Origin of the sequence: Mesoplasma entomophilum (genome assembly GCF_002804125.1) — a bacterium.
GTDB lineage: Bacteria > Bacillota_I > Bacilli_A > Mycoplasmatales > Mycoplasmataceae > Mesoplasma > Mesoplasma entomophilum.
The window spans coordinates 1-20,657 of the sequence record NZ_CP024966.1; the positions used below are offsets into that span (position 1 = coordinate 1).

Annotated in this window: 13 protein-coding genes; 12 read left to right on the top strand and 1 reads right to left on the bottom strand. The window is 27.4% G+C overall.

All coding sequences use genetic code 4. The features are described from left to right. Together dnaA and MENTO_RS00010 are read left to right on the top strand one after the other, a co-directional pair. Positions 1-1,332: a chromosomal replication initiator protein DnaA gene (dnaA, locus tag MENTO_RS00005; RefSeq protein WP_099650865.1), complete on the top strand. Its 1,332-nt coding sequence runs from the start codon at positions 1-3 to the stop codon at positions 1,330-1,332. A gap of 227 nt (positions 1,333-1,559) precedes the next feature. After that, positions 1,560-2,681: a DNA polymerase III subunit beta gene (locus tag MENTO_RS00010; RefSeq protein ID WP_099650866.1), complete on the top strand. Its 1,122-nt coding sequence runs from the start codon at positions 1,560-1,562 to the stop codon at positions 2,679-2,681. Between the two features lie 27 nt (positions 2,682-2,708). Here the strand turns inward: MENTO_RS00010 and MENTO_RS00015 are convergent, their stop codons facing one another. Then, the gene (locus MENTO_RS00015; protein ID WP_099650867.1) at positions 2,709-3,683 is read right to left on the bottom strand and encodes a rod shape-determining protein; all 975 of its coding nucleotides are present in this window, start codon (positions 3,681-3,683) and stop codon (positions 2,709-2,711) included. A 68-nt stretch (positions 3,684-3,751) separates the two neighbouring features. Here MENTO_RS00015 and rnmV point away from each other — a divergent pair, with 68 nt between their 5' ends. The 10 genes from rnmV to MENTO_RS00065 all read left to right on the top strand — a co-directional run bounded on the left by rnmV (position 3,752) and on the right by MENTO_RS00065 (position 20,459). Then, a complete protein-coding gene (gene rnmV / locus MENTO_RS00020) occupies positions 3,752-4,279 on the top strand; it encodes a ribonuclease M5 (RefSeq protein WP_099650868.1) in 528 nt (175 codons plus the stop codon). Between the two features lies 1 nt (position 4,280). After that, positions 4,281-5,084: a 16S rRNA (adenine(1518)-N(6)/adenine(1519)-N(6))-dimethyltransferase RsmA gene (gene rsmA / locus MENTO_RS00025; protein WP_099650869.1), complete on the top strand. Its 804-nt coding sequence runs from the start codon at positions 4,281-4,283 to the stop codon at positions 5,082-5,084. Positions 5,085-5,286: 202 nt separating this feature from the next. Continuing rightward, the gene (gene gyrB / locus MENTO_RS00030; RefSeq protein WP_099650870.1) at positions 5,287-7,194 is read left to right on the top strand and encodes a DNA topoisomerase (ATP-hydrolyzing) subunit B; all 1,908 of its coding nucleotides are present in this window, start codon (positions 5,287-5,289) and stop codon (positions 7,192-7,194) included. A 26-nt stretch (positions 7,195-7,220) separates the two neighbouring features. Further along, positions 7,221-9,698, top strand: coding sequence for a DNA gyrase subunit A (gene gyrA, locus MENTO_RS00035; RefSeq protein WP_099650871.1), 2,478 nt, complete (start codon positions 7,221-7,223; stop codon positions 9,696-9,698). Between the two features lie 406 nt (positions 9,699-10,104). Beyond that, entirely contained in the window at positions 10,105-12,618 is a 2,514-nt protein-coding gene (locus MENTO_RS00040) for a PTS glucose transporter subunit IIABC (RefSeq protein ID WP_099650872.1), read from the top strand. A gap of 70 nt (positions 12,619-12,688) precedes the next feature. Further along, positions 12,689-13,405, top strand: a complete 717-nt coding sequence (locus tag MENTO_RS00045) for a MurR/RpiR family transcriptional regulator (RefSeq protein WP_157769386.1) — start codon at positions 12,689-12,691, stop codon at positions 13,403-13,405. Positions 13,406-13,524: 119 nt separating this feature from the next. After that, positions 13,525-14,925: a glycoside hydrolase family 1 protein gene (locus MENTO_RS00050; protein ID WP_099650874.1), complete on the top strand. Its 1,401-nt coding sequence runs from the start codon at positions 13,525-13,527 to the stop codon at positions 14,923-14,925. Positions 14,926-14,962: 37 nt separating this feature from the next. Continuing rightward, positions 14,963-15,910, top strand: coding sequence for an ROK family protein (locus tag MENTO_RS00055; RefSeq protein WP_099650875.1), 948 nt, complete (start codon positions 14,963-14,965; stop codon positions 15,908-15,910). Next, entirely contained in the window at positions 15,895-17,346 is a 1,452-nt protein-coding gene (locus MENTO_RS00060) for a glycoside hydrolase family 1 protein (protein WP_099650876.1), read from the top strand. Before MENTO_RS00055 ends, MENTO_RS00060 begins: the two co-directional genes overlap by 16 nt. Positions 17,347-17,738: 392 nt before the next feature. Then, complete coding sequence (locus tag MENTO_RS00065; protein ID WP_099650877.1) at positions 17,739-20,459, top strand: glucose PTS transporter subunit IIA; 2,721 nt, start codon at positions 17,739-17,741, stop codon at positions 20,457-20,459. Positions 20,460-20,657 lie beyond the last annotated feature (198 nt).

A 20,657-nucleotide genomic window follows, 5' to 3' on the forward strand; every position in this document is an offset into this window, starting at 1 on the left:
ATGGAAACAAAATTATTGTGAGAGCAAATAGTTAATAAACTAAGCAAAGAAAAATTGATAGATCAAGACATAGTTGAAGAATACATTGTAACTTCTGAATTATTAAAAATGTCTGATAAAGAATTTGTAATTCTTGTAAGATCAAATCTTGGTGTAACAATTTTAAATGAGTTTAAAGAAGTATTCATATATGAGTTTAAAACACTATTAAATGATTATGTTTCTGTTGAGTTTTCAACAAAAGAAGTATTTGAGAAAATTAGTAAAAAAGAAGAAAAAAAGGAAAAATTAATTATTTCTTTACCTGAGAATTCTTTAACATTTGATAATTTCATTGTTGGATCTAGCAATAAACAAGCAAATTTAGCTGCAAAAAGTGTTGCTGCAAATCCTGGTTCTTCATTTAACCCATTATTCATTTATGGAGATTCTGGTTTAGGTAAAACTCACCTTTTACAGGCTATTAAAAATCAAGCACTTTTAAGTAATAAAAAAGTTTTATATTTAACTTCTGAAGAATTTACAAAAAAAGTTGTTAATGCTTTAAATAAAGGCGATTTAAACGAAATTGAGGAATTAAAAAATGAAATAAATTCTAATGATTTTTTTATTTTAGATGATGTTCAATTTCTTAGTAAAAAAGACAAAACAAATGAATTTTTCTTTAATATAATTAATAATTTTACTGAAAATGGGAAACAATTAGTTTTTTCAAGTGATAAAACACCAGAATTACTTAATGGTTTTGACAAAAGAATGATAACTAGATTTAACTCTGGTCTTTCAACACCAATTAATTCACTCGACATTCCTACAGCTAAATTAATAATTGAATGAGAAATAAAAAAACAAGGACTTAAGCAAAAAGTTAAAGAAGACGCAGTTGTTTATTTAGCTCAAAATTTTAGCGATGATGTCAGAAAAATTAAAGGTTTAGTTAATAGATTATTATTTTTCGGTATACAAAATGATTTAGGACATATTATTGATTTAGAAGATGTTGTTGATTTATTCAAGGATACTCCTTCTGCTAATTTAGGTTTACTGAATGTTAAAAAAATAAAAGAAATTGTAGGGAAAAAATACGATGTTACATTAAAAGCTATTGATGGGAAAGCTAGAACAACAGCAATTAAAAATGCTAGACATCTTTCAATGTATTTTGCGAAAATAATTTTAAATCATACTTCTACTCAGATTGGCGCTGAATTCGGAGGAAGAGATCATAGTACTGTTTTAAGTGCTATTTCACGTATTGAAAAGTTGATTTATAAAGAAAAAGAATTTAAAAAAATAGTAGAGTCATTAAAAAATGAAATAATAGGGAAATAGGTTGTTTTTACGATCTATTTTTTTTTGTGTGGAAAAAGTTTTAAAGTTGTTGGTAATAATTATTTGGTAACCCCTATTATATAGGTTATTTTATGGTTTTCCACATATCAACTCTATTATTAATATTACCTATATAAACAATAATATAATATATAAAAAAGCACGTCTTTTATTTTGTTTTTAAAGTTAAAATATGAGATAATATATATTGAAATAAGAGGTGTTATATGAGATTAAGTATAAATAAATCAGTTCTTTTAAATGAACTAACAAAGGCAAGTAAATTAATAGAAGTTAAAAATGTAAACCCTGCTTTACAAGGTGTTTACATGGAAGCTAGTTTTGATAAACTTGTAATTATTTCTTCAAATACATCAACTTCTTTTAAAGCAGAACTTAATAATGAAAATTCAGATTTGATAATTGAACAGCCTGGTCGTATATTAGTTAAACCAAAGTTTATATTAGAATTGTTAAGAAAATTAGATAGTGAATTTGTAACTCTTTCTACATTTGCAGAAAATGAGTTGGAAATCATTACAGACAAATCAAGTCTTAAAGTTTCAATTTTAAATGTTGATGAATTTCCTTTAATTGGATTTGTTGAAAATGGATTAGAGTTAACTATTGATGCTCAAGAATTTAAAACTACATTAGCACAAACAATAAATTCTATAAACGAATGAAACCAAAAAGTTGTTTTAACAGGTATGAATTTAAAAATAAAAGATAATAAACTTTCATTTGTTACAACAGATTTATTTAGAGTTAGTTTAAAAGAAATTAGTCTACCTGAAAATACAACTGAAGAAGTTGATATTATTATTCCTTATAAAACACTGATTGAATTAAGAAATTTAATAGATAGTGTTAAGGTGTTTAAAATAATAATTCATGATTCTAATGCAACTTTTAAGTTAGACAATGATTTGTTACAGTCAACATTGATTGATGGAAGATATCCTAATGTTCATTCTGCATTTCCAACAACACATGAAATTAGACTTGAATTAAAAGCTAAAACATTATTAAAAGTATTAAGTAGATTTGAACTGACAAATGATCAAAATATAACATCTGTTGTAAATTTGGAAATTAACCAAAATGAAATTATATTAAAAACAACAATTGTTGAAACAGCAAAATATGAAGAAAAATTTACAGAATATAAATATGAAGGAACAACTAATTTAAATATTAATTTCAACACAAAATATTTAATTGAAGCAATTAGAACATTTGATGATCAGTTAGTTCATTTAACATTTAATTCACAAAATAAACCTGTGTTGATAACTGGTGCCCAAAAACGTGATTTAAAGCAAGTTGTTTTACCAACTTATGCATAATAAAAAAAATCAGGAAATATCCTGATTTTATTTTTTTAAATTTAATAGTTTCAATGTACCTTCAATATCTGAATAACCACGTTTTTTAGAAATAGTTACAGGGAAGTTAAAGAAATCTTCAAAGAAATCTTTAACCCCACTTATTCCAGCCAATTCACCAGTTACATATAAACCATTTTTAACAACACCACTTCTAATTATTGCTGAAGAATTTTCTAAAACTGAAGTTATTAATGATTTGTAGTTTGTAAATGATTTAATAAATATCTTTTTAAATTCTTCACTAACGCAAACTACACTTCTTCTTTCGTTAGTAATAATATCTTTACCAACAATACTTAACTCTAACTCGTCTCTTAATTTTATAATTGTTCCTAATGATCATTTTATTTTTTCAATCATATCACTATCAACTGAAATAGAATATTCTTCCTTTATGAATTGATTTAAAGACTCATCTAAAAACTTTTCAGCATAAATTGTTTCTTTCTCATTAATTATTTTTCCTTCAACAATTAAAGCAACTTTAGCATAAGCTTGATTAATGTCTAAAATCAATACTCCATACTCATCTTTAATATCAGCATTAGCTCCCAGAGCAGAAAGTATTATTCTTGGAGCAAAAGTTATTGAAGTGAAGTTTGTGTTTTCATTGAATAAATTCTTAAAGAATTCTTGAATGAAATCATTATCAGAATTTGGGCAAGAAATAACAATTTTGGCTCCATCAAATTCTTCTTTAAATCTTTCAACAAGGATGGTAGCGTAATGTTTAAAAATTTCTAAATTTTGAATTACATATTTATCAAGAATGTTAACAACTTTTAAAGGATCGTCTAGTCTGCCTATAGTATTTTTAACATCACGACCATATAAAACAATTTCAGTTGTTAAAACATTTCAACAAACTAAACTAAAATCATCATATATTTTACCTTTATCAGATGAAATTATTCTTGTAAATTCTTCACCAAAAACTATTCCTATTTTTTTATTACTCATAAAACTCCTCACTTTTCTCACATTAATTATAGTATATAATAAACTTAATGTTAGATATAGGTGAATTAATGGTAAATGAGATAATTATTGTTGAAGGTAAATCAGATTCACAAAAATTAAAGAAAATATATGGTAAAAATTTAATAACAATTGAAACAAATGGCCTTGGACTTAATAGTAAAAAATTAAATTTAATTAAGGAATTAAGTAAAATTAATAAGATCATTATATTTACAGACCCAGATGGACCAGGTAAAAAAATAAGAGAAACTTTAATTGAGTTTTTAGATACAGATGTTTTTAATGCATTTATTTTAAAACAAGATATAAATAAAAATTCTAAGAAAATTGGAATTGCTGAAGCCAATGATGAGGCTATAAAAAATGCATTGAATAATTTAATAACATATAATAAAAATAATAATTCAATTTCTTGAGATGAATATGTTAATAATGATTTTTATTTAAAAGTTAATCGAGTAAAAATAACATCTCATTTTAATCTAAACGATGAAATGAGTTCAAAAAGCTTATTTAAATGACTAAATTGAATGAATTTAAATGTAGAAAACATAGAAAAAATAATAGGAGAGTAGAATGAAAGTTGAAGCAAAGAAAAAGTTCGGTCAGAACTTTATAAGTGATCAAAACTTAATTAAAAAAATAGTTTCAATATTAGGTGATGATGAGGATCAATTAATTATTGAAATTGGGCCAGGAACAGGTGCATTAACTAAATTACTTGCACAAAAGTATAACAAAGTTGTGGCTATTGAAATTGATACGGATATGGAACCAATTTTAAAAAAAGAGGTTCAAAGTGATAATTTTGAATTATTTCTTTCTGATGTACTTCTAGTTGATTTCGAAAAATTAATAAGTGAAAAAAAACAACACGACAATCAAAAAGTTTCAGTAATTTCAAACATGCCTTATTATATAACAAGTGAAATTCTTTTTAGAACTTTGAATGTTAGTAATATGCTAACAAAAGCTGTATTCATGATGCAAAAAGAAGTTGCTATTAGAGTTTGTTCGTACAAAGGTGAAAATAACTATAATAATCTCTCAGTTGCTTGTGAATTTTTTGCTGATAAAAAATATGAATTTACTGTACCAAAACACATGTTTTTCCCAGTGCCTAAAGTAGATTCTGCAATAATTTCTTTAACCTTCAATAATAAATACACTGATCAAATTGAAGATAAAGATAAATTTTTAACTTTTTTAAGAAAAATATTTAATAACAGAAGAAAAACAATTTTAAATAATTTATCAAATGTAACAAATGATAAAACAAAGGCAAATGAAATTCTTGATACTGTAAGAATTGATAAAAATTTAAGACCTGAAGTTATAGGATTAGAAGATTTCATTAAAATGTATATACAAATTAAATAAAAGCAGTTTTTAAATTATTTTTAATTTCAAATATTCTATAAAACTCAAAATAAAGCAATTTAAAGGTATTTTTTAAGCATTTTGTTAAAAATCAGTACTTTTTATGGGTTTTAAGTTCACTGTCCATTTTGTAGTAAAATTGGCTAAATTAATATATAATATATATTAAGTAAACTTAGAAAGAAGCGGGTGAACAAATTATATGGCAGAACAAAATTATGGTGCTGAATCGATTAAAGTTCTTAAAGGTTTAGAAGCTGTTAGAAAACGTCCAGGTATGTACATTGGATCAACATCTAAAGCAGGTCTACACCACTTAGTTTGAGAGATTATGGATAACTCAGTCGATGAAGCAATGGCAGGGTTTGCGAACAAAATTATTTTAACTATTACTAAAGAAGGAGAAATCATCGTTCAAGATAATGGACGTGGTATTCCTGTTGGTATTCAAGCTGACTCAGGGAAATCAGCTTTAGAATTAGTTTTTACTCAGTTACATGCTGGGGGAAAATTTGACTCAGATTCATATAAAATTTCAGGAGGACTACACGGGGTTGGTGCTTCAGTAGTTAATGCCTTATCTTTATACGTTGATGTTGAAGTTAAGCGTGAAGGTAAAATTCATCATCAAGTATTTAGTGGTGGGGGAACTCAACAAACTGAAATTGAAATTATTGGTGAAACAAATGAAACTGGAACAACTGTTAGATTTAAACCAGATCCAGAAATCTTTTTGGAAGGAACTGAATTTGATTATGAAACAATTAGAAACAAAGTTAAACAACTTTCATATTTAAATAAAGGTTTAGTAATCGAGTTAAACGATTTAAGAATTGATAAACATGTAGAGTACCACTTCCCAAACGGTATTTTGGATTATGTAAAAGAAAAAAATGAAACAAAACCTAAAATTAACCCAAGCATTTTCTATGTTGATGATAAACATGATGATATTGAAGTAGAAGTTGCATTACAATATAATGCTGAATATCAAGAAAACTTAATTACATTTGTTAACAATATTAATACTCATGAAGGTGGAACACACGAAGATGGTTTAAGACAATCTTTAGTTAGAGTTATTAACCGTTATGCTGAAAAAGTCGCAACTGGTAACAAACCAGCTGCCAAATATTCATGAGATGATATTAAAGAAGGAATGGTATGTATAGTTTCAATTAGACATACTGATCCACAATATGAAGGGCAAACTAAAACAAAATTAGCTAACCCTGATGCTAAAAAAGCTGTTGATGCGGTTGTTGGTGATGCATTTGAAGAATTCTTATTAAAATCACCTGAAGATGCAAAAGCAATTATTGATAAAAATGCAAATGCTCAAAAAGCAAGAATAGCTGCGCAAAGAGCTAGAGAAGAAACTAGAAGAAAATCAGCTCTTGATACATTCTCACTTCCTGGTAAATTAGCAGACTGTGAAAGTAAAGATCCAGAAATTGCTGAACTTTACTTAGTCGAAGGGGATTCAGCCGGAGGTTCAGCAAAAACTGGACGTAACCGTAGATTCCAAGCTATCTTACCTTTAAGAGGGAAAGTATTAAACGTTGAACGTGTTGCCGAAGTTAGAGCTTTTGCAAATAATGAAATTAAATCAATTGTTACAGCAATTGGTACAGGTATTAAAGAAGATATCGATTTATCAAAATTAAGATACGGAAAAATTGTTATTATGACTGATGCCGATGTCGACGGAGCTCATATTCGTACATTATTACTAACATTCTTTTACAGATACATGAAACAATTGGTTGTTGATGGTCACGTGTATATTGCTCAACCACCACTTTATAAAATTGAAGCTGGTAAAAAAGTTGCTTATGCATATAGTGATGCTGAACTTGAAGAATTAAAAGCTGGTGACTTTAAAGACTCAAGATTTACAATCCAACGTTATAAAGGGCTTGGAGAAATGGATCCAATCCAATTATGAGAAACAACAATGGACCCAGAAAAACGTACAATGTTACAAATTAAATTAGAAGATGCTGCAATCGCTAATGAGGTTTTCTCAGATTTAATGGGAGAAGACCCTGAACTAAGAAGAAATTATATTCAAGAAAACGCAGAGTTTGTTGAAAACATTGACTTCTAGACAAAGAATAGAAAAGGTGAATTTAAATGAGTGAAAAAAACTTAGAGCATAACCACGGTATTATCAAGGGTATTGATATTGCTGCTGAGGTTAGAAAAGACTTTTTAGAATATTCAATGTCTGTTATTGTTAGTCGTGCGCTTCCAGACTTGAAGGATGGTTTAAAACCTGTTCACCGTCGTATTATTTATGCGATGAATGACTTAGGTATTACTGCAGATAAACCACACAAAAAATCAGCACGTATTGTTGGGGAAGTTATTGGTAAGTACCACCCCCATGGTGATACAGCTGTTTATGATTCAATGGTAAGAATGGCTCAAGACTTTTCATACCGTTACCCATTAGTTGATGGACATGGTAACTTCGGCTCAATCGATGGTGATGGAGCTGCCGCTATGCGTTATACTGAGGCTAGATTAGCTAAAGTATCAAACTTCATCATTAAAGATATTGATATGAACACCGTTCCTTTTGTTGATAACTATGATGCTAGTGAAAGAGAGCCTGCTTATTTAACAGGATACTTCCCTAACTTATTAGCCAATGGAGCTATGGGTATTGCTGTTGGGATGGCAACAAGTATTCCACCACATAACTTAAGAGAAGTAATTAGTGCAATTCACGCTTTCATTGATAATAAAGATATTACAATTGATGAAATTTTAGATAACCACATTATGGGACCAGATTTCCCTACAGGTGCGTTAATGACAAATGGAATCAGAATGCGTGAAGGTTATAAAACTGGTAGAGGTGCTGTAACTATTCGTGCTAAAGTAGCTCTTGAAGAAAATGATCGTCATGCAAGATTTATAATTACTGAAATTCCATACCAAACTAATAAAGCTAAATTAATTGAAAGAATTGCTGAATTGGTTAAAACAAAACAATTAGAAGGTATTTCAGATATTCGTGATGAATCTAACTACGAAGGTATTAGAATTGTTATTGAATTAAGACGTGATTCAAATCCAGATGTTGTTTTATCTAAGTTATATAAATTTACTAACTTACAAACAACATACTCATTGAACTTATTATCATTACACAATAACATTCCTGTGTTATTAGATTTAAAATCAATCATTAAACATTATGTTGATTTCCAAATAAATGTAATTATTAAACGTTCAATTTTTGAAAAAGATAAAATTGAAAAACGTTTCCACATCTTAGAAGCTTTAGATACTGCATTAGATAACATTGATGCTATTGTTAATATTTTAAGAAACTCACCAGAGTCAAACGAAGCTAAAATGAAATTAACAGAATCGTTTGGATTTGATGAAGAACAAAACAAAGCTATCTTAGATATGAGATTACAACGTTTAGTTGGATTAGAACGTGGAAAAATTCAACAAGAAATGGCTCAAATCAAGGAAAGAATTGATTATTTAACATTATTAATTTCAGATGAAACAGAACAAAACAATGTACTTAAAAATCAATTATCTGAAATCGCTGAAAAATTTGGTGATAACAGAAGAACTGAAACTATTGATGAAGGATTAATGGACATCGAAGATGAAGAATTAATTCCTGATGTTAAAACAATGATTCTTTTAAGCGAGGAAGGATACATTCGTCGTGTTGATCCAGAAGAATTTAGAGTGCAAAAACGTGGAGGTAGAGGAGTTAGTGTTAACTCATCTAATGAGGATCCAATTGTAATTGCAACAATGGGTAAAATGCGTGACTGAGTACTATTCTTTACTAATTCAGGTAAAGTATTTAGAACAAAAGCATACAACATTAGACAATACTCACGTACAGCACGTGGATTACCAATCGTTAACTTCTTAAATGGGCTAACAGCAGATGATAAAATTACAGCTATTCTTCCATTAAGAAATGTAAAAGAAAAAATGAATTACTTAACTTTCATTACTGAAAAAGGAATGATTAAAAAAACAGATATTTCATTATTCGATAACATCAATAAGAATGGTAAAATAGCTATTAACTTAAAAGAGGATGATCAATTAGTAACAGTATTTGCTACAACTGGTGAAGATACAATTTTTGTTGCTAACAAATCAGGAAAAGTTATTAGAATTCAAGAAAATATTGTTAGACCACTTTCAAGAACAGCATCAGGAGTTAAAGCTATTAAACTTGATGATAAAGATGTTGTGGTTGGAGCAGTTACTTCATTTGGCATTGAAAATATTACTACTATTTCATCAAAAGGAAGTTTCAAAAAAACAAATATTGATGAATATAGAATTTCTGGTCGTAATGGAAAAGGAATTAAAGTAATGAACCTAAACGAAAAAACAGGTGACTTTAAATCAATTATTGCAGCTAGAGAAACTGACTTAGTATGTATTATTTCAACTGATGGAAACTTAATTAAAACAAAAGCATCAGATATTCCTGTTTTAGGAAGAGCTGCAGCTGGAGTTAGAGGTATTCGCTTAAGTGAAGGCAATAAAATACAAGCAGTAATGCTTGAGTATCGCAAACACGGAGAAGAAAACCAAGAATTCGAAGAAGATTAAAATTAAAGGAAATATATTTTCGAAATAAATTTTTGAACTGTAATTTTTATGAAAAACTCATAAGAATTATAGTTTTTTTAATGTACTGAAAACTAAAGTAGTTAACATTAATGTTTAAAAGTTTTAAAAAGAAATTTAAGAGTTAATAGATAAAAGAGTGTAGAGAGCGAATTTTATATCCAATTAAAATAATTTAATATGTTTTAAATGATACTAATATTTAGTTTAAACTGCTCCAAATTATTTTAATAACTTAAATTATGCTGGTAAATCTAAAAAATAGGAGCGCGTTGATGAATGTACTATTATGAAATACTTTCTAAAAAATAAAATACTTCATAAGTTGTGTTCTATTTTTCTATGTAAAAACATTTATGGGAAAATAGTTATGAAAGGAAATACAATAATGGAAATAAAATTTTACGCTCCCGTTGACTGTGAGATACAAAGTGTAGATAAATGTTCAGACCCAACATTTTCACAAAAAATGCTTGGTGACGGTTTTTTAGTAAAACCACAAAAAGGTGATTTTTCTTTACCGTTTGATAGAGCACAAGTAGTTATGGTTTTTGACACAAAACATGCTTATGGTCTTGATATTAATGGATTAGGAATACTAATTCATTGTGGCTTGGAAACTGTTTCGCTTAAAGGAAAACCATTTAAAACAACTTTGATAAGTAATCAAAAAATTTTATTAGGTGAAAAAATGTTTGATGTCGATTTAAAATATCTTACTGAAAAAAACATTTCTTCTGAAACACCAATTGTTTTTGATAAGCAAGTCAAGATTAAAGATTTTAAAGAAGGGAACTATAAAAAAGGTCAGTTTGTTTGTTCAATTGAACTTCTTGATAAGTTAGAAGAAATAAAAATTGAAACAATAGATGATTTCTTTAATGTTAAAAATAAATATGAAAAAGTAGCTTTTGAAATTAATAAACTAGTTGGTTCAAAAGTAAACTATAAAGAAGTGTATAATTGTATGACGAGATTGCGATTTACAATAATTGATAAATCATTAGTTAATGAAGAAGAGTTACTTGCGTTAGATATTGTAAAACAAATTGTTTGAAATGGTAATGAACTTCAAATAATAATAGGACAAGATGTTTTTAAAGTAAGAGAGGAAATATCTAGCCAAAATCAATTTATAAGCTCTGTTGTAAGTTCGAAAGAACGCAAATCAGTAGCTGAATCATTTTTTCAGATGGTTGGTGCAACAATGGTTAGAACTATACCAATAATGACAGGAACTGGTATAGTGCAAGCTTTAATTGCAATTTTAGTTTTATGTAAAGTCATGCCAAATATTGTTACTTCGCAAACTGCAGGTTCTGGTTCAATTTCTCTTTTCGATCCGAATCTTAATGTTGGTTGAGTTGTCTTATTTGTAATTGGTAGAACAGCTGGCTTTTTTACAGGTATTGCTATCGCTTACACAGCGGCTGAATATTTTAAATTAAATCCTGTGCTTGGTATTGGTATTGGTATTATTATGTGTGCTCCAATAATTTTCTTGGATGGAGGTCAAAACGGAATTGGATATGAAAAAGTTTGATGAGATTTAGGAACTTTAAATACTCAAAATATACCATTCAATGGTATTACAAAAATTTTTAGAATAGTTCCTTTAGGAACAAAATTTTTAGTTATCATTCCAATAATATATATAGGTCAAAAAGTAGATCAATGAGTTAGAAAATGAATGCCGGTAAGTTTAGATTTATTATTCAGACCATTTATAGTATTTTTGGTTCCATCAATAGTAGGTTTCTTTTTATTTACACCTATGTGAAATGTTATAGAAGCCTTATTGGGTTCATTATTTTTTTACTTAGCTAAAGCACCTTTTGGTATAGGTGTAGGTTTAGCAGTGGGTCTATGACAAGTTTGTGTTATATTTGGTGTTCATGGTCCGTTATCAATTTTGGGTCAAATAGAATATATTGCAAATCGTGGATGGGGTTACTTATTTATTGCTGCAAGTCTTTCAGTTTGAGCACAACTTGGTGCATTAATTGGGGTAGCAATAATCACAAAAAATAGTGTATTAAAAAAACAAGCTTGAGGAATGGTTCCTATGGGAGTTCTTGGGATAACTGAACCAATTCTTTATGGAATTAATTTACCAAAGAAAAGACCTCTTTACGCAGGTATAATTGCAGCTTTCATTGCGGGTGCTTTATGTAATTGGTTAAAAGTTTCAGGTAGACTTACAACAGGTATGGGTATTTTTGCCATATTAGGTTATTTTTCTGAGCCACCTTTTGGAGGTGTTGCTCCTTTGGGAACATTATCAAATGGACTATTCTTTATTTTGGGTGCCTTGGTTGCTCTAGGTTTAGGAATAATTATAACATTGCTAATTTTTAAAGAACGTATTGATGAGTCAACACTTGTTAACAAAATAACTAAAAAATTAATAAACAAAATATTTAAAAATAAAGACCTAAATAAAGATGTTGCTAATGAAATATCAAATACTTTAAAACAATTAAACAAAATATATTCTGCTGATGAAATGAAATATTTAAAAGAACAAGAAAAAGAAATTCAAAAATATTTAAAAATATCTACGAAAATTAATAATAAGATTGAAAGAAATGATGCTTTAATTGAAAAACTTTTTGCAAAAGGAAAAAAAGCTATTCAAAATCAAAAACAGGAAAAAGCATTAAAAATTAAATCAAAAATAGATGAGTTATCAAATATTGATTTGTCAACACAAGAGGTTGAAAAAGATCAGCAAAGAAATAAAATTGATTTTGAAGGAATTATTAAATTAAGAAATGAAAAAGAGAAGTTAATTAGAAAAACACTTGATTTAGTTCAAAAAACACAAAAAATTGATTTATCAACTTATATACAAGAATATAATTATAGTATAAATTCTTTATTGCAAAATTATGGATTATAAATAAAATATCTAAAGAGCATGAAAAGTTATGCTCTTTTTTTTATAATTAAATAAGAATATGGAGGTTTTTATGAAAATAACATTTCAAAATTTAATAGAAATGTCTGAAGACTCAAATGATACAACTAACAAAATAATTTCCAAAACAATACTAGAAAATTTAATGAAGGGAAAATTTTTAAATCAAAATGAAATTTCAAAAATTTGCTTTGTAAGTGCTTCAACCGTTACTAAATTTTCTCAGACTATTGGATTTTCCGGATATAGAGAAATGATGTTTCATTTTAAAAATGAATTCTTAACATTTTCCCAAAATAAGCAAAGTTTTAGAGAAACAAATAATTTTAAAAATCTTGAAGAATGAATTTTTAGAAATCGATTATTTATAAATACTTTTGTTGAAGAGGTTTCTAAAGCTGAAAAAATAAACATTTTTTATTCTTGGGAACTTGCAAATAGTGCGCAAGTTTTATATGAAATTTTGCTGGAAAAAAATAAAAAGGCTTTTATAATAAACCATAATCAAGTTAATGTTGGTTTTTTAGATAATTCAATAAATGTATTTTTAATATCAGGTAAAGATAACAGAACACTTAAAAAAATTCACAGTGAAGCAAAAAAACAAGTAAATTCAAAGAGTTTTACTATGGCATCAAAATTAAGTGGATTAGTTGAAATAAGCGATTCTCATAACATAATGTATGATATGAAGGATGATTTTTCAAATGGTTTACACAGAAATGTGGCTTCTCAGCTTTTAATGTTAGAAATTTATAAAAAATTGTAAAAAAATACTTTCAAATAAAGAAAGTATTTTTTTTAATTCAGTTGCCTCTTTCAGTAGTGCTCTTTAAATTAGATAATAATTATATCAAATAAGAAAATTTGATAGCAAAAGGAGTAAATATGAACAAATTTCCAAAAAATTTTTTATGGGGGGCGTCAACTAGTGCTTACCAAATTGAAGGATGTGTAGAAGAAGGCGGAAAAGTTACTTCAACAATGGATTTATATGGTGATAAACCAAGCTACCCAAAGGGAATAACTGGTTTTAAGGAAGCAAGTCAGCATTATAAATATTGAAAAACAGATGTTGAAATGATGGCAAAAATGGGTTTAAAATCTTACAGATTTTCTATTTCTTGACCAAGAATTATTAAAGACGAAAATGGTAGTGTTAATCAAGAAGGAATAAAGTATTATAACGATTTAATTGATGAATTACTAAAATATAAGATCGAACCTATTGTTACAATGTTTCACTTTGATATTCCGTTGTTTGTGATGAAAGACGGTGGGGTTCATAGCAAAAATTTTGTGAAACATTTTGAATTATACTCTGAAGTTTTACTTAAAAATTTTGGGACAAAAATAAATTATTGATTAACAATAAACGAATTAAATATTTTAGTAATGATGGCCGACGGCTTTGAAGTCTTAGAAAAACAAGATTTATCAAAACAACTGAAAGTTTTGCATAATTTAAATTTAGCTCAAGCAAAGGCAATAATTAAGTGCAAAGAAATTTGTCCAAATGCTAAAATAGGACCTGCACCAAATATAGCAACAGTTTATTCAAATACATGCAAGCCTGAAGATTATACAGCTAAATTAAATGTTGAAATGATTAGAAATTGAGTTTATCTTGATGCTGTTTGCAAAGGAAAATATAGTAATATATTCATTAAATTTGCTAAAAAAATGGGAATAGATTTTGAAGTTACTAAAGATGATTTGGATACTCTATCAAAAGGCAAACCTGATTTTATTGCTTTTAATTACTATACAACGATGACAGCACAAATGCCAACGGAAGAATCTATTAAAGAAACCAAAGAAAAATTTGATCAACAAAAAGGTCTTGTTATACCTGGTTTTGGAATGGCAGCGAAAAATCCAAACTTGCAAAAAACTGAATTTGGTTGAGAAATTGATCCAGTTGGATTCAAAAATACACTAAGAGAAGTTTATGATAGATATGGCTTACCTGTGATGATTACCGAAAATGGAATAGGTGCTAGAGATGAATTAACAAATGATGGGAAAATTCATGACGATTATAGAATTTATTACTACGAGCAACATATAAGACAAATGGCTGAAGCTATTTCTGATGGAGTTGAAATTATTGGATATATGCCTTGAAGCGCGATTGACTTAGTATCAACTCATGAAGGAATATCTAAAAGATACGGATTCATATATGTTAATAGAGATGAATTTGATTTAAAAGACATGAAGAGAATTGAAAAAGATAGCTATTATTGATATAAAAATTTAATTGAAGTAAACGGTGAAAATATTTAAACATAGTTAACTATTTTCAAAAGGAAGGTAAATAAAAATGTTAAATTATACTTTTGATATAGGTGGAACAGGAATTAAGTGTATTGTTTTTGAGGATAAAAATGAAATAAAAGAATATCACATAGATACTAAAAGTACCCCTAACGAACAAACAAAGACAAAACTGATAGATGTTTTAGAAAAAATATCTCAAATTTTAGAAAATGAAAATAATGAATTTAATCTGGCTATTGCTATTCCAGGACCGGTTGACCATTTTAAAAAGAAAGTTTTAGCTGATTCTTCAATAATTGATACAAATATAGATTTAGAAAAATATTTTTCTAAATTTAAAAATCTTAAAAAGTTTATTCTGTACAATGATGCTAAAGCTGCTGCATATGGTGAATTCATTAAAAGAACAAAAAAAAATAAAATTGAAAACATGGCTCATTTGACAATTGGTACAGCCATTGGGTGTGGTCTTATAATAAATAAGAAAATTCTTCATGGGAAAAATTTTAGAGCTGGCGAAGTTGGGAAAATGAGATCAAATATTTATGGAAAAGATGGATTTACTGTAACTTTAGATACAGGGTTAGGAGCTTTATTGTTTAAACATCAGTACTTTACAAAATCTGAAAAGAAACTATCAGGTTTTGAATTATTTGAAAAATATAATAATAATGATCCTTTATGTGTTAAATTAGTTGATGAATGAATTGATCAACTTTCTAAATTTATAATAAATTTAGATTTTTGTTTGGATCTTGACTTAATAACATTGGGTGGAGCAGTTAGTTCAAATAAACAATTTGTTTCAATGCTCAACGAGGCAATAACTAAGAATAAAACCTTTGAATGAGAAGGAAGAAAATTTGAAACAAATACAGAAATTGAGGATAAGTTTAAAATTTCTGTACTTAGAAATAAGGCTGCTTGTTATGGAGGATTAGCCTTATTAGAAACTAAATTAGAAAGAGAAAAAATATGACAAAAAAATTAGAATTTCCTCAAAATTTTCTTTGAGGGGGAGCAACAGCAGCAAATCAAATAGAAGGAGCATACAATGTAGATGGAAAAACTTTATCATTGATGGAAATGATACCTTTCAGAGAAATTTCTGATAGAAAAAACCATTCTTCAGGTGCACATCTAACAAATAAACAAACTTTTGCTGATTCTATTGAAAATAAAGCAGGTTTACATTTTCCGAAAAGATTTGGTATCGATTTTTACCATAGATATAAAGAAGATATTGCTTTATTTAAAGAGGCAGGTATGAAAATTTTTAGAATGTCAATTGCATGAACAAGGATTTTTCCTAATGGAAGTAATGAAGAACCAAATAAAGCAGGATTAGAATTTTATAGAAATGTTTTTAAAGAGTGCAAAAAGCAGGGATTAGAGGTTATGGTAACTATAAACCATTTTGACTTGCCTTACTGAATTATTGAAAAAAATCTAAATTGAAAAGATAATGAATTACAAAATAGTTATTTAAAATTTGCATTTTTGGTAATTGATGAATTTAATGAATATGTAAAATATTGGCTGCCTTTTAATGAAATAAATTTAGGTGCTGTTATAACTACATCATTATTAAGCGAAAATAAAAATTCAATGCTACAAAACGTTTTAGCATCTTATAATGACTTACATGTTCAATTTGTTTTACAAGCTAAAGTAATTCAATATGCAAAAAAATATAAAGATATAAAGGTAGGATGTATGGTTGCTGATTCTACTTCTTACCCAATAGATTGTAATCCAGAAAATGTGATGGAAAACTTAAAAATGGAACAAATGAAAAAATTCTTTTACTATGATGTTATGGTAAATGGCGAATACCCAGGGTACGCTTTAAGGATGTTTAAAGAGTATGGCATAAAAATTAATAAAAATCCTGAGGATGATAAAATTTTAAAGGAAAACCCAATTCAGTTTATTACTTTTAGCTATTATATGTCTGGAACCACATCTAAATCAGGAGGAGAATTAACCGAAGCAAATGGTCTAAAAGCCGGTAAAAATCCTTTTTTAAAGGCAACTGAGTGAGGATGACAAATTGATCCAATAGGTCTTAGATATACACTAAATCAACTTTGAGATAGATATCATTTGCCGTTATTTATATCTGAAAATGGTATTGGTGTTTTAGAAAAATTAGATGCTAATAATACTGTTGAAGATAATTATAGAATTGATTACTTAGGAAAACATTTTGAACAAATAAGCGAAGCAATAAAAGATGGAGTAGATGTATTTGGTTATACAATGTGAACACCAATTGATGTTGTTTCAGCATCTACAAATGAAATGTCAAAAAGATATGGATTAATTTTTGTTGATTATGACGATTATCATAATGGAACAGGAAATAGATTTAAAAAGAAATCGTATAATTGATTTAAAAACTTTTTAAAAACAAAAGAAATTTAATATTCATAGATTAAAAAATTTTTCTTGTTTGTACAGAAGAAATAATAGGCCTATATAAAATAGCAATATTGTTTTATATTTTAAAATTTACAAAAAACTAAAATTTAGCTTAGCTAATAGCGATATTGATGATTAATTTCTAACTATTCAAATTTTATATAAAAATGTCAGAAATTATAATTTAATTAAAAGTCATGTGCGAAAAGCAAATATAAAATGTGCAATAATAAGCACAAAAAATAAATAATTAATGCTGCATCATAATTAGTTGATGCAGTTTTTATTTTAAGGTAAAGTATTAAGATATTAGTAAAGTACTTTCATTAGTAAAAAAAATTACCATTTTTAACACTATAAATTGGAAAATATTATTGGAAAGAAAGAGAAACGATATGGAATTTAATTTATATGCTCCAGTTGATTGTATAGTTAAGCAAATAACAAAATGCAGTGATCCAACATTTTCTGACAAAATGTTGGGAGATGGTGTTTTAATAATACCTAAGTCAAGTCAATTTTTTAGCCCTTTTGATAATGCTAAAGTAACGCTTATTTTTGATACAAAACACGCTTATGGATTTAATTTAGGAAAAATTGAAGCTTTATTGCATTGTGGCCTTGAAACTGTTCAGTTAGCGGGTGAGCCTTTTGAAGTTCAAACAAAAGTTGGAGATGAATTAAGTAAAGGGCAAAAACTTTTTAATGTTGATTTAAACAAACTAAATTCAAAAAAACTTTCTAATGAAACACCAATAGTATTTACATGTCAAGATAGCAAAATTAAGGTGCATGATTTTATTGAAAAAGAATATAAAGCCGGAGAGTTTATATGCAAAATAACCACTGAAGAAATTCATAATAATGATCTTGATTTGGAAAAAATTTTTGGAGGGGAAGGAAAAAATCAAAAACTTGCATCAAATATAGTTCAAAATGTTGGAGGAATAAAAAACTTTGATGAACACTATAATTGTTTTTCAAGACTTAGACTAAAAATTTTGAAAAAAGATTTAGTAAATGAAGTAGCAATAAAAAAAATTGAAGGTGTAAAAGGTATTCATTGAAATGGTAATGAAATGCAAATCATTATTGGACAGGAAGTACCTAAAGTAAAAGACGAAATTACAAACATAATTTATAAAGAGAATGATGCTACTGCTAAAAACTCACAAGATAAAGCTAATTTGGTTAACAGAATAATAAAAGTTTTCCCAGCAGTTGGTGTTCCTTTAATTCCTATATTATTGGGGGCCGGAGTTTTTTCTTTGGTTATGATGTTATTAATGATGTTTGGAGTAATGCCAAATATAACATTGGTTAAAGAAAATGAAGATTTGACGAAAAATATTTACTATATATTTAATCCAAATTTAAATATTTTATTTGTGATAATATTTGTTATTTCGAAATCATCGACAATTTGGATGGGAATAGGAACTTGTGTTTCGGCAGCAATCTATTTTAAATGAAACTTTGTTTTAGCATTTGCTATAGGTATGACAATTTGTTCACCAATTTTGTGAGGAAATGGTGGACCAGCAATGTTAGGGCAACAATATGATCCAGAAACATACATTGAAGGATGAGTATTGTTTAGATTTGCAGAAGTTTCAAATCCAATGATTCAAAGAATACTACAAATCAATGTAACGCCTATGCAAGCAAAAATAGGTGTATTACTATTAACAATATATACAGCAAAAATTTTTGATGATTGAATCAAAAAATGAATGCCAACAAGTATTGATTTTATATGCAGAAACTTAATGATATTAACTCTTATGCCATTTATAGCGTTTTTTATTTATGGACCTATTTGAAATATTTTTGAAGGTATATTTGGACTATTTGTACTATTAGTAACTAAATTCCCTTTAGGAATTGGTATGGGTCTACTATCTGGAATTCATCAAGTTACTGTTGTTTTCGGATTACACCAAGTAATTGGAGTTGTATTTAATGTTGATACAATGACTCATGGTGGCGTAGCTCGTTTGACAATATCAAGTGCCATTGGTATTTGAGCTCAACTTGCAGCTTTATTAGGTGTAATAATAGTTACAGGCGATAAAAGATTAAAAAAAGAAGGAACTCAAATGTTTATGGTTGGAGCAATTGCAGGTATAACTGAACCAATGTTATACGGAGTAAATTTTCCTAAAAAACGACCATTATACGCAGGAATGATCGGGGCGTTTGCTGGTGGTTTAATAATTTCTTGAACGAATGTTACCTTAAGAGGCGTTAGTGCATGAGGAGGACTCTATTCATTTATAGCTTTCTTCTCTCCGCCAATAGGAATTCAACCAAGTATTTTAGAACAAGAAGGTTGTTTATCAAATGTCATGAATGGATTAATGTTTATTTTAGCTTCAGCAGTTGCATTTGGAGTTGCTATTGTTGTTTCAATGCTTATTTATAAAGAAAGGGTTTCAGAAAAAACTTTAATTAATAAAATGTTCAATGAATCAATCAAGCTTTTAAAAATTGAACAAAAAATATTGTCATTAAAAAAACAAGAAAAAATTAAATTAATAAATAGTGCTGAAATTAAAGAACTAAAATCTAAATCAAAAAAAATAATTGAAAATGCTGAAAAAAAATCTATTAAAAGAGAAGAAAAAAGCATTTTAAAAAGTGATGGAGCAAAATTTGATATAGATCAATTTTTAAAAAAACAGGAGAAACAAACTTTAAAATTATCTAAAAAAGGTAAACATTTTATGAAAAAAGGGGAATATGATAAAGCTAAAGAAATAGCCTTAAAAATTTCATCTTTAAATGATTTCAATAAATTGCAATTTTTAGAATCAAAGGCGGCACTAGCCAAATCAAAAGTTAATATTAAAGAATTGGAAAAAAAATACGAAAATATTGAAAACAAAATTTCAATATTGGTAAAAGATTTTACTTTAAATTATAAAGAATTAAGTGAAATTGATTTTACTCCTATTTATAAAAATGCTGTTGAAAGTTTATTAATTGATTATAATTATAAAGAAGAATATTCATTTAAACCAATAGAAGCTTATATAAGTGAAAAAACTCAAGAACTGGCAAAAATTAAACGCGATCTTAGAAATGAGCAACGCTTAAAAAAAATTAAAAATTAATAAAAGTGATTTATTAACAAAAAATGTTTTTTATCTTTAAAAACAATAAACTATATATGGAAGTCTAGCACTTCTAGCATAATGTCTCGTAAATTTTTAGCTCACAAACAGCTTAAAATTTACGAGACATTCTATATATTTGATTAAATATGTTAACTAAATTATTATAGTCAAAATTTGTAAAATTAGTTTTTAATG